Source organism: Micromonospora sp. KC213 (assembly GCF_004348325.1).
GTDB lineage: Bacteria > Actinomycetota > Actinomycetes > Mycobacteriales > Micromonosporaceae > Micromonospora.
On record NZ_SMKF01000172.1, the window covers coordinates 1 to 12,375 of the forward strand.

14 protein-coding genes are annotated in these 12,375 nt (G+C 72.4%); 10 read left to right on the plus strand and 4 right to left on the minus strand.

Annotation, left to right across the window (positions count from 1 at the left end; translation table 11 throughout):
* Positions 1-1,122 (minus strand): Hsp70 family protein (locus E1166_RS25215; protein WP_132342430.1); only part of this gene is annotated, 1,122 nt, incomplete at its 3' end.
* A 301-nt stretch (positions 1,123-1,423) separates the two neighbouring features.
* Between E1166_RS25215 and E1166_RS25220 the strand changes: the two genes are divergently transcribed.
* The 3 genes from E1166_RS25220 to E1166_RS25230 all read left to right on the plus strand — a co-directional run bounded on the left by E1166_RS25220 (position 1,424) and on the right by E1166_RS25230 (position 5,728).
* Positions 1,424-2,296 (plus strand): IniB N-terminal domain-containing protein, encoded by an 873-nt coding sequence (locus E1166_RS25220; RefSeq protein ID WP_132342431.1) that lies wholly within the window; start codon positions 1,424-1,426, stop codon positions 2,294-2,296.
* A 109-nt stretch (positions 2,297-2,405) separates the two neighbouring features.
* Positions 2,406-4,256, plus strand: a complete 1,851-nt coding sequence (locus tag E1166_RS25225; RefSeq protein ID WP_132342439.1) for a dynamin family protein — start codon at positions 2,406-2,408, stop codon at positions 4,254-4,256.
* Complete coding sequence (locus tag E1166_RS25230) at positions 4,253-5,728, plus strand: hypothetical protein (RefSeq protein ID WP_132342432.1); 1,476 nt, start codon at positions 4,253-4,255, stop codon at positions 5,726-5,728. The genes E1166_RS25225 and E1166_RS25230 overlap by 4 nt, the downstream gene beginning before the upstream one ends.
* On the opposite strand, the gene E1166_RS25235 is transcribed toward E1166_RS25230, so the two are convergent.
* From E1166_RS25235 to trxA, 3 genes are all read right to left on the minus strand, one after another.
* The gene (locus tag E1166_RS25235) at positions 5,627-6,538 is read right to left on the minus strand and encodes an HTTM domain-containing protein (RefSeq protein ID WP_132342433.1); all 912 of its coding nucleotides are present in this window, start codon (positions 6,536-6,538) and stop codon (positions 5,627-5,629) included. The genes E1166_RS25230 and E1166_RS25235 overlap by 102 nt on opposite strands.
* Entirely contained in the window at positions 6,535-6,975 is a 441-nt protein-coding gene (locus E1166_RS25240; RefSeq protein WP_132342434.1) for a hypothetical protein, read from the minus strand. Before E1166_RS25240 ends, E1166_RS25235 begins: the two co-directional genes overlap by 4 nt.
* A gap of 145 nt (positions 6,976-7,120) precedes the next feature.
* On the minus strand, positions 7,121-7,483 hold the full coding sequence (gene trxA, locus E1166_RS25245) for a thioredoxin (RefSeq protein WP_132269375.1): 363 nt from the start codon (positions 7,481-7,483) through the stop codon (positions 7,121-7,123).
* 539 nt (positions 7,484-8,022) lie between these two features.
* Here trxA and E1166_RS25250 point away from each other — a divergent pair.
* The 7 genes from E1166_RS25250 to E1166_RS25275 all read left to right on the plus strand — a co-directional run.
* Positions 8,023-8,538 carry a MaoC family dehydratase gene (locus tag E1166_RS25250; RefSeq protein ID WP_132269377.1) on the plus strand — a complete coding sequence of 172 codons (516 nt, stop codon included), beginning with the start codon at positions 8,023-8,025 and terminating at the stop codon, positions 8,536-8,538.
* Positions 8,539-8,633: 95 nt separating this feature from the next.
* Entirely contained in the window at positions 8,634-9,125 is a 492-nt protein-coding gene (locus E1166_RS25255) for a hypothetical protein (RefSeq protein WP_132342435.1), read from the plus strand.
* 49 nt (positions 9,126-9,174) lie between these two features.
* Positions 9,175-9,798 (plus strand): RNA methyltransferase, encoded by a 624-nt coding sequence (locus E1166_RS25260; protein WP_132342436.1) that lies wholly within the window; start codon positions 9,175-9,177, stop codon positions 9,796-9,798.
* A 78-nt stretch (positions 9,799-9,876) separates the two neighbouring features.
* Positions 9,877-10,575: a DUF6758 family protein gene (locus tag E1166_RS25265; RefSeq protein WP_347813039.1), complete on the plus strand. Its 699-nt coding sequence runs from the start codon at positions 9,877-9,879 to the stop codon at positions 10,573-10,575.
* 117 nt (positions 10,576-10,692) lie between these two features.
* Positions 10,693-10,851 carry a hypothetical protein gene (locus E1166_RS31185; RefSeq protein ID WP_165942702.1) on the plus strand — a complete coding sequence of 53 codons (159 nt, stop codon included), beginning with the start codon at positions 10,693-10,695 and terminating at the stop codon, positions 10,849-10,851.
* A gap of 6 nt (positions 10,852-10,857) precedes the next feature.
* Complete coding sequence (locus E1166_RS25270; protein ID WP_132342437.1) at positions 10,858-11,715, plus strand: PH domain-containing protein; 858 nt, start codon at positions 10,858-10,860, stop codon at positions 11,713-11,715.
* Positions 11,716-11,846: 131 nt separating this feature from the next.
* The coding region (locus E1166_RS25275; protein WP_243710505.1) for a SigE family RNA polymerase sigma factor at positions 11,847-12,375 on the plus strand (529 nt) is incomplete at its 3' end.

Here is a 12,375-nt window from a genome sequence, read left to right on the forward strand (position 1 = left end):
GGGCGGGGAGGCGGCGGTGCCGGTCGGGCCGCGTCCGGTCGCGGGCACCGGGCGGAGGCGGGGGGAGACGACCTGGCAGGCGGCCAGCGCGGCGCCGGTGGCCGCGGTCAGCTCGGGCTCCGGGCCCACCTGGACCGGGCAGGGGAACGCCGCGCCGAGCAACTCGGCGACCAGCGGAAGCCGGGCGGAACCGCCGGCGAGCAGGACCGCGTCCAGCTCCGCCGGGGTCAGGCCGGCGCTGCGGACGGCGTCCAGCAGCAGGTCGACGGTCATCGCGACGGCGGGGCGGATCAGCTCCTCGAACTGCCCGCGGCTCACCGGCACCCGGGTCGGTCCGGCCGGAAGCTCCAGCAGCACGTCGGTCTCCGTGACGACGGTCAGCTCGTGTTTGGCCCGGTCGCAGGCCGTGGTCAGCTCGCGCGGCACGACGTCCGCGCCGGCCCGGCCGGCGTCGGCCGAGCCGCGGGCCAGGACGGTGCGGACGTGGTCGGCCAGTTCCTCGGTCAGGTCTGCCCCGCCGCATCCGGGCAGCGACCGGGCCAGACCGACGGTGCCGTAAGTCCCGTCGTGGTGGCGGCGGACCAGTGCCGCCTCGAAGGTCTCCCCGCCGAGGCCGTAGACGGCGGCGAGGGTGCCGGGGAAGCCCCGCGCCGCGTGGTACTCGGCGACCGTGACCGGGGCGGGCAGCAGCGTCACCCGGGGCAGACCGATCTCGGTCAGGGCACGGTGCAGCAACTCCCGTCGGTGCGTGCCCCAGCCTGCCGGGTGGCTGACCACGACCGCCTCGGCGAGGCCGCCCTCGGTGACCCGGGCCTGCTCCGCCACCCATCCGGCCAGCACCGCGGTCAGGGTCTGCGCCGGGTACGCGTCGCCGTCCACCACGACGGGGATGTCGTCGCCGACCCGGTGCGCGAAACACCGCACGGTGCGGCCGTCGCCGGCTACCGCGGGCACACCCAGCGTCATCGCGCCGTCGGCGGAGAGGTGCAACGTCGAGGGGACGGTGGTCGAGCCGGCGTGCAGAACGACCGGCTCCGGCGCGGACCAGCCGGCGCCCCGCCGCCGGGCGACCGCGGCGGCGGTGGTGGTGCATCCGATGTCAATTCCCAGGACGTACGGCATCGTCTCTCTCTCACCAGGAGTTGGCCGGCCGGCGGCGACGGTGTCGGTGCCCGTACGGCGACACGGTCCGGCAGACCCCGTGGGGGTCCTACGTTCGTACCAGAGATCCACCGCGGACCTACTCCCTAAATCCCGACCGCTCGGTTCCCCCTATCCCCCTAACCGGTGACGGGGGGAGTCCCCCGACGCGGGCCCGCATACTTTCGGGTCCATCCCCGATGCCCGACGTCGGCCCCGTCCGTAGCGTCACCGATCACTGCGGCGCACCACTCGTCGCCGACCAGACGTTCGAGGGGAAACCATGGAACCGAACCAGACCCTGCACGACTTCGTGCTCAACCTGCTCATCGACGCGGACGCCCGGTCGGCCTTCGACCTCGACCCGGAGGGTGCCCTGCGGGCTGCGGGGCTGCAGGACATCACCGCCGCGGACGTACAGGACGTCGTGCCGCTGGTGGTCGACTACGCCCCGGTGCAGGGCCTCACCTCGCTGGCGCCGACTGCGGTCGGTGTCGACCAGCTGCCGCTGGACACGACGGACGTCGTCGGCCAACTCCAGAGCGTGACCCAGCAGTTCGCCGTCGCCGGCTCGGCCAGCGGGGTCGACGTCAAGGCGGGCGTGCTCGGCACGATCGCCGTCGACCCGACCACCGTCTCCGTGGGCGCGGCCGTCCTGCCCGGTATCGGTCTCGGCGTCGGGCGCGACGGGCTGGACACCGACCTGACCGGCGTCGGTGACGTCGCGCACACCCTGGACGCCGGTGTGGTGGGCGGCCTGGACAGCGCCGTCGAGCCGGTGACCCGCGACGCCGTGGACACCACCACCGGTGTCGTCGGTGACCCCCTCGGTACGGGCGACGGTCTGGTCGGCGGGAGCCTGGACGGTGTGCTGCCGAACACCCAGGGCCACGTCGGCGGGCTGGTCGACTCGCTCGGTGTGAACGACACCCTGGGCGGGCTCGGTGTGGGCAACCCGGTGCAGGACCTCGACCTCACCGGCACCGTCACCGGCGTCACCTCCCACGTGGACTCCACCGTCTCCGGCACGCTGGGCGGTGCCACCGGTACGGTCGGCGGTCTCAGTGGTGGCGTGAGCGGGAGCGTCGGCGTGCACGGCGAGGCGAACGCCTCTGTCGACACCGGCCTGCTCGGACTCGGCGACGGCCTGCTCTGAACGGTCGTACCACGGCGGATGGGGTCGGGTCACCTCGGGGGTCCCGGCCCCGTCCGCCGTACCCGCCCCTCTTGATTAATGCGGGGCTATCGGCACACTTGGTCCCGTGATGGCGGGAATTTGGTTGGATGTGCTGGACGAACTCGCCGGCACCTGCACCGCCCACGGCCGGGCCGACCTGCTCCGCACGGTCCGCCAGAAGCGGGCCCAGCTGCTCGATCCGGCGCTGCGGGTGCTGGTGGTCGGCGAACCGGACCAGGGCAAGAGTCAACTGGTCAACGCGATCGTCACCGCCCAGGTCTGCCCGGTCGGTGACGGTCGGACCACCGTTTTGCCGACGGTGGTCCGGCACGCCGAGACCGCCTCGGCGGCGCTGGTGCGGACCCCGCCGGAACCGCAGGCCACCACCGCCGGCAGTCCGGCGACGGTCGAGCGGACCCAGTTGCCGTTGGACCGGATCGCCGCCGGGGTCTCCGGAACCCTGGTGCCGCGCTCGGGGAGCGGCCCCGCCCATGTCGAGATCGGCGTTCCCCGGGCGTTGCTCGGTGCCGGTCTGGTGCTCGTGGACACGCCGGGCGCCGACGGGGTGGCGGGTTCCGGCGGTGCGGCTCCGGTGGCCGCGTTGCACCGGGCGGACACCGTCCTGCTGGTCTCCGACTCCACCCGGGAACTCTCCGTCGCCGAGCTGAACATGCTCCTGCACCTCACCCGCTCCCATCCCAACGTGGTGGTGGTGCAGACCAAGACGGACCTGGTACCGGACTGGCGGGCGGTCGCCGACCGCAACCGGCGGCACCTCCAGGAGGCCGGCGTCCCGGCGCCGCTGATCCCCGTCTCGGCGGCGCTGCGGATGCGCGCCGCGGCCGGCGACGACCACCAGCTCAACACCGAGTCGGGTTTTCCCCTGCTGATCGCCCGGCTGCGCCGGGACCTGGCCGGCAAGAGCGACACCCTGGCCCGGGTGTCGGTGACCGCGCTCGCCCGAGCCGTGGTCGAGCAGTTGGCCGCCCCGCTGCGGGCCGAACTGGACAACCAGCAGGCCACGGAGCGGGAGGGGCCGATCGCTCGGTTGCACGCCGCCCAGCGGGAGGTGGACGAGCTGCGCCGCTGTTCGACCCGGTGGCAGAACACCCTGGTCGACGAGCTGGGCGACCTGCTCTCGGACGTCGAGTACGACATGCGCGAGCGCACCCGTCAGATCCTGCGCGCCGTCGACGAGGCGTTCGACACGGCCGACCCGCTCACCGGCTGGGACGTCTTCCAGGACTGGTTGGAGCGGAGCCTCACCGAGGCGGCCCGGGAGAACCACGAGTGGCTGGTGCAGCGCTGCGACTGGGTGGCGCGGCGGGTCGCGAGCAACTTCGCCCGGTACGGGCACCACGTGCTGCCGCCCTGGTCGATGGCGGTGCCCGACGACCTCGCCGACCGGCTGCCGCAGCTGGAGTGTCCGCCCGTCGACCGGTTCACCCTGAGCCAGAAGCTGCTCACCGGCATGAAGGGGTCGTACGGCGGCATGTTGATGTTCGGGCTCGCGTTGACGCTGGCCGGTATGCCCATGATCAACCCGGTCTCGGTCGGGTTCGGTGCGCTGCTGGGCGGCAAGAGCATCCGCGACGAGGGCAAGCAGATGCTTCGCCGCCGCCAGTCCACCGTCAAGGCGGCCGTCCAGCGGCACGTCGACGACTTCTTCGTGGCGATGACGAAGGACTGCCGGGACACCGTCCGGCAGGTGCAGCGACTGCTCCGCGACCACTTCACCGCGCTGACGGAGGAGTTGCAGGAGAGCATCGTCGAGTCGTTGCGCACCGCCAAGCAGGCCGCCGAGACGGACGCCGCCGTCCGGGACCGGCGGCAGCGGGAGATCCGGGCGAAGATGACCGGGTTGGCCCGGCTGTACGAGCAGGCTCAGGCGCTGACCGCGGCCCGTCCCGGGCCGGTGCTGCTGGAGCAGCCGGCGTGACCGGTGCAGCGGGGATCGAGGCCGCCGTCCGGCGCCTGCTGCACGAGGCGATCGACCGGTGCCAGAACGACCCCGGCGTGGCCGGACCGCTGCGCCACCAGCTCGCCCGGTTGGACCGCCCGGTGCGGGTCGCTGTCGTCGGCCCCTGGCGCTGCGGGAAGTCGACCCTGCTGAACGCGTTGATGGGAGAGGTGGTCGCGCCGGTCGGCGAGGTCGCGGGCGGCGACGCCTTCGTCTGGTACGAGGACGGCCCCACGCCTCGCGCCACCGCCTGGTCCGCCGACCGGCCGCCGCAGGAACTGGCGGTCGCCCGGTCCGCGTCCGGGATGCGGGTGGGCCTGGGTGGCCCGGCCGCGAACGGGCTGACCGACGTGGTCGTGCGGTGGCCGACCCGATCCCTGCGGCACCTGACGCTGCTCGACACGCCGGCGTTCGGTGCGGACGAGCCGGGTCCGGTCGTCGAGCGGGTGCTGACCGAGGCGGACGCGGTGCTCCACCTGACCCGGGACGGGCGGGACGGCGACCTGCGGTTGCTGGAGGCCGGCCGGGAGAGCCTGGTCGGCCAGGCCGCCCCGGTGCCGGTGGTCCTGGTGCGCTCGCGGGCGGACGAGACTGGGGGTGGGCAGATCGACGCGTTGCTCACCGCCCGGCAGCTCGCCCGCCGCCAGCAGCGGGATCCGCGGGTGGCGGCCCGCTGCTGGCACGTCGTGGCGTGCAGCGGGGCGGTCGGTCTGGCCGGACGGACGCTGGCGGAGCCGGAGTTCGCCGCGTTGGCAGAGCTGGCCCGGGTACCGCGTCCGGAGTTGGCGGGCCACCTTCTCTCCGCCGACCGCTTCCTGCGCGGCGAACTGCCGGTGTACCTGGACACCGCGGACCGCGCCGCGTTGGTGGACCGGCTGGGCCTGTTCGGGGTCCGGCTGGCCACCACGCTGGTCCGGACCGGCTGTGACACCCGGGCGAAACTCGCCGCCGAGCTGGTGCGCCGCAGCGGCCTCGCCGAGCTGCGGGAGTCGGTGCACCGGCTCTTCGTCGACCGGCAGGGCGTCCTCAAGGCCCGGTCGGCGTTGGCCACGGTGGAGGCCGTGGCGCGGACCCGGCCGGCGGCGGACGGCCGTGCTCTGCTCGGCGCCGTGGAGCGGGTCCTCGCCGGCGCGCACGAGTTCGCCGAGCTGCGGCTGTTCGCGGCGCTGCACGGCGACCGGTCAGGGTTCGACGCCGAAACCGTCGAGGAGGCACGGCGGCTGCTCGGCGGCGAGGGCAGCAGCCTGCCCGCGCGGCTCGGGGTGGAGTTCGACGCGCCCGTGCGGCGACTGTGGGAGGCCGCCACCGAGGCGCAGCGGCGGTGGCGGGAGCGTGCGGAGGACCCGAGGCTACGGTTGGGCCAGCGGCGCGGGGCGCAGGTCGTCGCCCGTAGCTGCGAGGGGATGCTCGCCGAGCTGGTCGACCGCAGCCGGCGGCCCGCGCCGGCGTAGCCGTCGCAGCCGGTCGATCGGGCGGACCTTCTCCAACGGCAGGAAGCCGGCCATCGCCACCAGGTGCGGCGCGAACGAGATGGTGATGGTCGCGAAGGTGATCAGGTGGAAGGTGTAGAAGAAGCCGACCGTGACGAGTCGCCAGCGTTCGCGGAGCAGGAACACCAGCGGGCTGAGGACCTCGAAGGCGAGGATGCCGAACTGCGCCACGATCAGCAGGTAGGGCACCTGGGCGATCAAATCCGCCAGGTCGGTGCCGCGCCGGATGATCGCTCGGGCCAGCACGGATCCGGTGGCCCAGTCCAGCCCGCCGAAGCGCAGCTTGGCCCAGGCGGCCAGGAAATAGGTGCAGATCACCGCGATCTGGGTGACGCGCAGGGCCCAGCCAGCCGCCTCGCTGCGGGTGGCGTCGCCGTGCCGGGCGCGGCCGGCGGTGGGCAGGGCGGCCAACGCGACGAGGAAGGCGAACCGGTCGTGGTCGACCTTCCCGTAGCTCATCGCGATGATCATCCACTCGAAGTAGAGCGCGAAGATCGACCAGCCGAGCAGTCGGGGCGCGCGTCCGGTCGCGGCCAGCAGGGCGAGCGGAAGCAGCGTCCAGAAAATCACCGCGACCAGCGTAGGGGTCGGCGTGGGCAGCGGCAGCAGCCGACCGATCAGCAGCGGCTGGTACAGCTCGCCGGGCACGTCGACCCGGGTGCGCACCCAGGGTGTGAAGACGACGAGGTCGGCGGCGACGAACAGATAGACCAGGGTACGGAAGGCGGCGACCCGGCCGCGGGGTACGGCCTCGGTGAGCCAGCCGGTCACCGGGTCGCCTCCCAGCGCACCGCGGTCTCGTCGATCCACCTGCCGGTGGGCCGGCCCTGACGGATGCCGTACCAGCGGATGACGATGCGCACCTCGACCAGCTCCGGTGCGTCGGGGTGCCGTTCGGCGTACGCCTCGGCGACCTGTCGCAGCCGGTCCGGGTCGGCGGCGTACCGGGACTGCTGGCCCTCGATCTCGGCCCGGCGGATACCGGTGGCCTCCTGGCCCAGCGCGATCACCGTGCCGGTCCGGTCGACGCCCTCGACCCGGGTGTCGGGGGCGGGCGCGTTCGGCGGCGGAGAGGTGGAGTACATCCGGAACGGGCCGAACGGGAAGTGGTCATCGAGGCCGACGACGGTGCCGGCCAGCAGCAGGCCGGCACCGAGGGCGGTGGCGACCAGCCGGCTGGCCCGGCCGCGGGAGGTCAACGTCTCCATCGGGTCGTGACGATACGGGATGCCTGCCGCACGGTGAGCTCCCGCGCGGCGTCACTCCTGCGTGTCGCGGTGCGGGGTGGGCCGGCGGGTGGGCGCGGACGACGACGGCCGGACCCGGGGCGGTCCGGCCGTCGTCGGTCGGTGCTCAGTGCTTCTGATCGGCCAGCTGCTTGCGGACGTCGTCCATGTTCAGGGCCCGAACCTGTTCGATGAGGTTCTCCAGCGCCGACTCGGGCAGCGCGCCGGGCTGGGCGAAGACGATCACGCCGTCCCGGATCGCCATGATCGTCGGGATGGAGCGGATGTCGAACTTGGCGCCGAGTTCCTGCTGCGCCTCGGTGTCGACCTTGCCGAAGACGATGTCCGGGTGCTTGTCCGAGGAGCGCTCGTAGACCGGGGCGAACCGCTTGCACGGGCCACACCATTCGGCCCAGAAGTCGACCAGCACGATGCCGTCGCGCTCGGTCACCTCGTCGAAGTTGGCCGTGGTCAGCTCAACCGTTGCCATTGCTCTCTCCGATCAGCGGGCTGCTTTGCGTCCGGTAGAACCAGGGCCGCTCTCCGGGAATTCCCGGTCGGGCGGGGCCGAAACCGTCCGGCCCGCGTCCCGGGTCGCGAGGGTATCGAGGCTCATCTGTTCACTGGGCGTGCGGAACGCAAATGCAACACGCACTTGCGTCACCTCTCGTGATGGGAGCGTTTCCAGGGAGATCGTCACAATCCACCACTACGAATCGGTAACTTGGGCCGTGACGAGGATTGATGCAAGGTGCAGAGATCCTTCTCGTGACACGCTTCGTCACTGACAGTAGTGTCACAAAAAGATAAATGTGACGTCCGTCTCTGTTCGTATGTCCTGCGGGTGGGGCAGAATCTTGGGCATCAGAGCGTGGGCGGCGGGTGCCGGGGAGGGCCCCGCCGCTCATTGCGTCCCCCGCCGGGCGCGGCCGTGTGACATTTCCACCCCGCCTCCGACCCCGCCAATTCCTTAACCAGCGGTAAGGCATGCTGTGGCGACTCCATCGCCGTCCGTCGGAGGGGACAAGGATGCAGTTCGGCCGCTACTACGAGGAATTCGAGGTCGGCGCGGTCTACCGGCACTGGCCGGGCAAGACCGTCACCGAGTACGACGACCACCTCTTCTGCCTGCTCACCATGAACCACCACCCGTTGCACCTGGACGCCCACTACGCCGAGTCGGCGACCCACTTCCAGCGCAACGTGGTCGTCGGCAACTACGTCTACTCCCTGCTGCTGGGCATGTCCGTGCCGGACGTCAGCGGCAAGGCGATCGCCAACCTGGAGGTCGAGTCCCTGCGGCACGTGGCCCCGACCTTCCACGGCGACACCATCTACGGCGAGACCACCGTGCTCGACAAGCGGGAGTCCGGCTCGAAGCCGGACCGTGGCGTCGTCTCGGTGGAGACCCGCGGCTACAACCAGGACGGCACCCTGGTCTGCGTCTTCCGGCGCAAGGTCATGGTGCCCAAGAAGGAGTACGCCGCTGCGGCGGTGCCCGACGGCGTCGACCCGGAACGGCCCAGCTTCCCCACGCCCCGCTGAGTGCCCCCTCGGCCCACGGGCCCCGTCCCCGCCGTTCTGGCCGGACCGGGGTCCGGGCCGGTCCCGGGGGCATATGCTGGCGCCGGAGGTCTGAGATGAGCCACTCCCTCGCCGGAGAGCCGCCCGCTGCCGGACGCCGCGCCGCACCGCTGACCACGGCCATCTACTCCGCCGCCGAGTGGGACCTGCTGACCACCGTGCCCGGCCGGGTGCTCGTGGCCGCCGCCGCGGCCACCCCCGGGCGGCCGTCCCGCGGTGTCCCCGCCGGGCTCGCCGGGCTCGACGCGCTCGCCGCCGGACGGGCCTTCGACAGCGACCTCGTCCGCGCCGTCGTCGCCGCGATCTACGCCCGGCACGACGGCGGTTCGACCCCGACCGACAACCGCACCGATTTGGTCGACCTGCTCGCCGCGTGCCGGGCGGTGGTGCGGGTGCTGCACCGCCGGGCCGACCCGGCCGACTCGGCCGCGTACCGGCAGTGGGTGGAGTCCGTGGGGGTGCGCGTCTGCCACGCCGACAACCGCACCAGCCCGACCGACCGGCGCTTTCTCGATCGTCTCGGCGAGGCGCTGGGGCTGCGGCGGTGACCGGGGCGGCCTGCGGCGGTCGCCCGGCTGTGCGTACCCTCTGGTGACCGTGACCGAGGATCAGCTCGACGTGGGCGTCGGCCCCTGGCCCGGCGACCCGCCGGACGACCCACGGTACGACCCGGAGCTGCTCGCCCACGGCGACCGGCGCAACGTGGTCGACCGCTACCGCTACTGGCGGCGGGAGGCTGTCGTGGCCGACCTCGACCAACGCCGGCACGACTTCCACGTGGCTATCGAGAACTGGCAGCACGACTTCAACATCGGCACCGTGGTGCGCAACGCCAACGCCTTCCTCGCCGCCGAGGTGCACATCGTCGGGCTGCGCCGGTGGAACCGGCGCGGCGCCATGGTGACCGATCGCTACCAGCACGTCCGGCACCACCCGACCATCGAGGAGTTCGTCGTCTGGGCGGCCGGGGCGGAGCTGCCGGTGGTGGGCATCGACAACCTCCCGGGTTCCCGGCCGTTGGAGACCACCACCCTGCCCCGACGCTGCGTCCTGCTCTTCGGGCAGGAGGGGCCGGGGCTGTCCGGACCGGCGCGGAGCGCCTGCCAGCAGCTCTTCTCCATCGCCCAGTACGGGTCGACCCGTTCGATCAACGCCGGGGTGGCCAGTGGTATCGCCATGCACTCCTGGATCCGCGCCCACGCCGGCCCGCCCCCGGCCTGACCCCGGCAGCCGGATCGCCGGTGCCCCGAAACGGCCACATCGCTTGACGATCAACCGGCGCGGGGTGACTGTGGGTTGATGAGTGTTGTGGTGAGTTGTCCCAGGTGCGCGGGGTCCGTGCGGCCCCCCGATCTGATGCACGGTGAATCGCGGTGCGCGCGGTGCGGCCCGGTCGCGCCGTGGCACGTACCCGAGCGCATCGACGAGGCGATCCTGGCGAGCGTGGTCGACCGGGTGGCCGCCACCGGGGCGGAACGGCCGGGCGTGCCCCTGTGGTGCCCGTGGCCGCTGCCCAGCGGTTGGACGGTGACCGGGGTCGGCTGGGCCGGCGACGACGCCACCGGGGTCCGGGCAGCCGCCCTCGCCTGCGCCGGTCCGGCGCCGCTCGGCGGTGGGCCGGCCGAACTGGTGCTGGTGGCCGAGGAGCCGGGAGTCGGGCTGGGTGCCCGGCTCGCCGGAGTGTCCGGGCCGGACCCGGGTCCGGGGCTCGCGGAGGTGCTGACCGGGCCGGGGCCGGGCCTCGGGCATCCGCAGCATGTCGAGCCGGCCCGGATCAGGGCGGGCGGACACCCGACTCCACTGTGGCTGGTGAATTCGGCGACGGATCGAAGCGCGTACGCCGGCGAGGCTCGGGGAATGTGGCTTCATGCGATAGCCTGGCCGGCGAGCGCGGGTCACCTCCTCGCGGAGGACGTCGTCCTACACGACCTCGCCGAGTGGACTCCGCCCGAGCTCGTGTACGGCGCACCGTCCCCGTACCTGCACGGCAGGGCATAGTCGCTCTGGTGGGCTTGTCGGGGAGCGGACGCAGATATTCACCATACGACACCACACTGATACCCTGAGTTCCGCTGCGGTAATCGGACCCGGCGCCGCGCGAGAGGATGGCCCGCTATGGTCAAGAAGGTCCTCACCTGGGCCGGCATCGCATTCTTGATCTTCTTTGTCGCCTACCGGCCGAACTCCGCCGCGGACGTGTTCAAGTCACTCGGTGGTGGCATCGTGGACATCGCCCAAGGCTTCGGCGACTTCTTCACCAGCCTGGTCGCCTAACCGCCGATGGGCAGCCCGTCCGGACCCCCTTACGACCCCGACGACCCGGACCGGGAGCGTCGGGAGCGGGACACCGAGCCGATCCCGCGGTACCGGCCCGACGACGAGCCGGGCCGCGGTCCTGACATGACGGGCGGGCCGTTCCTCTCCGACGACGTCGGTTACGGCGTCGGCCCGGGTGGCTACCCGGGAGAGGGTCGGGCCGGTCGAACCTGGGATCCGGACCAACCGCCGGTCATCTCCGAGGAGGAGTTGGCCGGCCTGCGGGCCGACGCCCAGGGCATGGCACCTCGACGGGTGCTGCCGCTGGAGGACGAACCCAGCTCACTGGTCGCCCGCTACCTGTTCCCCACCGAGCGTTACCGCGGTGAGTGGAAGCGGCACTGGATCCACCTCACCACCCCGATCCTGGTCGGCGTCGCCGCCACCTTCGTGCTCGGCTACCTCTCCGGCTTCCTCGCAGGGCAGGACGTCGGCGCCCTCACCACCATCGCCGTGCTGCTCTGGTTCGCGGTGATGGGCTGGGTCGCCTGGCGGGTCGCCGACTGGTGGTACGACCGCTTCATCCTGACCAACAAGCGGGTCATGGTGGTCAACGGCATCATCACCCGCCGGGTGGCCATGATGCCGCTGACCCGGGTCACCGACATGAAGTACGAGCAGAGCCCAACCGGACGGGCGCTCAACTACGGCACCTTCGTGCTGGAGTCCGCCGGCCAGGAACAGGCCCTCCGCGAGATCAAGAACCTACCGAACCCCAACGAGCTCTACCTGCGTGTGGTCGAGGAGATGTACGAGCCGCAGGCGGTCGAAGCGCGGCTGGGCAAGGAAGCCGACGAGGCGAAGGCCGACGACGGAGCCTGAGGCTCCCCGGCCTACCCGGGGGCGGCCTGCGGCTTTTCGACCGTCCGTCGACGTAACGGGGCACCATCCGCCCTCGACCCGGCCGCTCCGCCATGACAGCCTGCCAGGAGATTGGGCGGGGGAGGTGTGTGGTGGACGAGCGGGATCCGCTGGAGGAGGAGTTCCGCGAGTTCGTCGCGGCCCGCTCCGAAGCCCTGCTGCGCACCGCGTACCTGCTGGCCGGGGACTGGGCCACCGCCGAGGACCTGCTCCAGACCGCGCTCACCAAGACCTACCTTGCCTGGAAACGGCTGGGCGGCATAGAGGCCGTCGAGCCGTACGCCCGCCGGGTCATGGTCAACACGTCGACGAGCTGGTGGCGCCGACGGTGGCACGGGGAACGCCCCACCGAGGTGCTGCCCGAGCGGGCCGGGGCCGACGAGATCGAACAGCAGCTCGACCGGGACGTGCTCTGGCGACACCTGAGCGCGCTGCCCGCCCGGCAGCGGGCGGTGCTGGTGCTCCGCTTCTACGAGGACATGTCGGAGGCGCAGACCGCCGCCCTGCTGGAGATCTCGCCGGGCACGGTGAAGAGCCAGACCTCGCGGGCACTGGCCACCCTGCGCCGCCGGCTCGGCGCGGAGGCCGCCCTGGACGCCGCCTTCGACGTCGCCCTCGACC